Annotated in this window: 3 protein-coding genes; 2 read left to right on the forward strand and 1 reads right to left on the reverse strand. The window is 51.6% G+C overall.

Annotated elements, in window-relative coordinates; all coding sequences use genetic code 11:
- A partial coding sequence (locus ACI3UA_RS06025) for a glutamate--tRNA ligase family protein (protein WP_439723923.1) occupies positions 1-97 on the reverse strand: 97 nt, incomplete at its 3' end.
- A 252-nt stretch (positions 98-349) separates the two neighbouring features.
- Here ACI3UA_RS06025 and pdxS point away from each other — a divergent pair.
- Positions 350-1,237 carry a pyridoxal 5'-phosphate synthase lyase subunit PdxS gene (pdxS, locus tag ACI3UA_RS06030; protein WP_439723921.1) on the forward strand — a complete coding sequence of 296 codons (888 nt, stop codon included), beginning with the start codon at positions 350-352 and terminating at the stop codon, positions 1,235-1,237.
- Between the two features lie 173 nt (positions 1,238-1,410).
- Positions 1,411-2,010 (forward strand): pyridoxal 5'-phosphate synthase glutaminase subunit PdxT, encoded by a 600-nt coding sequence (pdxT, locus tag ACI3UA_RS06035; protein WP_439723922.1) that lies wholly within the window; start codon positions 1,411-1,413, stop codon positions 2,008-2,010.
- Positions 2,011-2,140 lie beyond the last annotated feature (130 nt).

Below are 2,140 nucleotides of genomic sequence, written 5' to 3' on the forward strand. Positions count from 1 at the left end.
TGGCAAAAAGATAGGCGTACAGCGCGGTACGCAGGTTGCCGATGTGCATGTAGCCCGTCGGGCTAGGAGCAAATCGTGTACGGATACGGTCACTCATGTTGAAAGCTCTCCTTTATATATGACATAAAAATAATTTTTTCCTTATCAAAGTTTAAACAAAATTGCCATTTGTGTCAAGAAATATAAGCGGCGGGCAGTACGCTATCTGACCATAAAACTGACTATATTTAAAATATCTGTATTGGCTATTTTAGTTATAGCCAAATGTGTATATAATTACAATCGTTCAAGGCTGACGGACAAACATAGAAAAACTATATGTAAACATAGCGAAAGCGAGGACTTTATTATGAGCGAACAGAAAACAGAGAATAGATATGGACTGAACAAGCAGCTGGCCCAGATGCTGAAGGGCGGCGTTATCATGGATGTTACCACCCCTGAGCAGGCAAGGATTGCCGAGGCGGCAGGTGCCTGTGCCGTCATGGCGCTGGAGAGGATTCCGGCTGATATCCGCGCCGCCGGCGGCGTGTCCCGCATGAGCGACCCGAAGATGATTAAGGGGATTCAGGAAGCGGTTTCCATTCCTGTCATGGCAAAGTGCCGTATCGGTCATTTTGTAGAGGCGCAGATTCTGGAAGCAATTGAGATTGACTACATTGATGAGAGCGAGGTTCTTTCCCCGGCTGACAATGTTTACCACATTGACAAGCATCAGTTCAAGGTGCCGTTTGTCTGCGGTGCAAAGGATTTGGGCGAGGCACTGCGCCGCATCAGCGAGGGCGCTTCCATGATCCGTACCAAGGGCGAGCCTGGTACCGGCGATATCATTCAGGCTGTACAGCACATGCGCAAGATCAATGCAGAGATTGCCCGCGTGGCTTCCCTGCAGAAGGACGAGCTTTTCGAGGCCGCCAAGGAGCTGCGCGTGCCTTATGACCTGGTGCAGTATGTGCATGAGAACCGCCGCCTGCCTGTTGTAAACTTTGCTGCCGGTGGCGTGGCAACTCCTGCTGATGCTGCCCTGATGATGCAGCTGGGTGCCGAGGGCGTGTTTGTCGGCTCCGGCATCTTCAAGTCCGGCAACCCTGAGAAGCGTGCAGCGGCTATTGTCCAGTCTGTTACCAACTACAGGAACGCTGACCTGATTGCCCGCCTGTCCGAGGATCTGGGCGAGGCCATGGTCGGCATCAATGAGGACGAAATCAGCCTGCTGATGGCAGAGCGCGGCAAATAAGCAATTTATCGGCATGATATTACCCACGATGATGTGTACGATACGGGTGATATCATGCCGTGTTTTCCATACGGGGCAATAAAATGCCGCGGCCCGGCAGGGTGAGGCGGCTGTGATAGGTATTGCCACTGATACAGGATATAGATAGAGATATTTTGCAGAGGTGTTTTGAGATGAAGATAGCTGTATTAGCATTGCAGGGAGCGTTTATAGAGCATGAGGAAGTGCTTTCGGAGCTGGGCGCAGAGTGCGTTGAGCTTCGGAATGCCGGGGATTTGCAGCAGGATTTTGATGCACTGGTACTGCCGGGCGGAGAAAGCACCGTGCAGGGCAAGCTGCTGAGGGAAAGCGGCATGTTTGAGCCGTTGAAGGAGCGCATTGAGGCAGGCATGCCGGTACTGGCTACCTGTGCCGGCATGATACTTCTGGCAGATCGTATTGCCGGTGATGATGCCCGCCATTTTGCCACAATTCCTATGACCGTCAAGCGCAACGCCTACGGGCGTCAGCTGGGCAGCTTCCACGCCTATGGGGAGCTGGAACATGTGGGAGAAGTGCCGATGACGTTTATCAGGGCGCCTTATGTGGTGTCCGTGGAGGATGGTGTCGAGGTGCTGGCAGAGGTGGATGGACGCATTGTGGCGGTTCGCTATGGCAGTCAGCTGGCACTGGCCTTTCATCCTGAGCTGGACGCTGACCGTCAGGTGCACAGGCTGTTTGTGGATATGGTGGAGGCGTATCTGCAGGGCAGTCAGCAGCGTCACAGTGCCTGATGCCATCCGGAAAATAGTATATACATAAGTAATGTACAAATAGGACTTGGCGACATATTGGATATGTTGCCAAGTCCTATTTTTGCAGCAAAAGGATATAACCAATCAATTGTAAATAATAAAGAAAAAT

Source organism: Anaerovibrio sp., assembly GCF_051866355.1.
Classification (GTDB): Bacteria; Bacillota; Negativicutes; order Selenomonadales; family Selenomonadaceae; genus Anaerovibrio.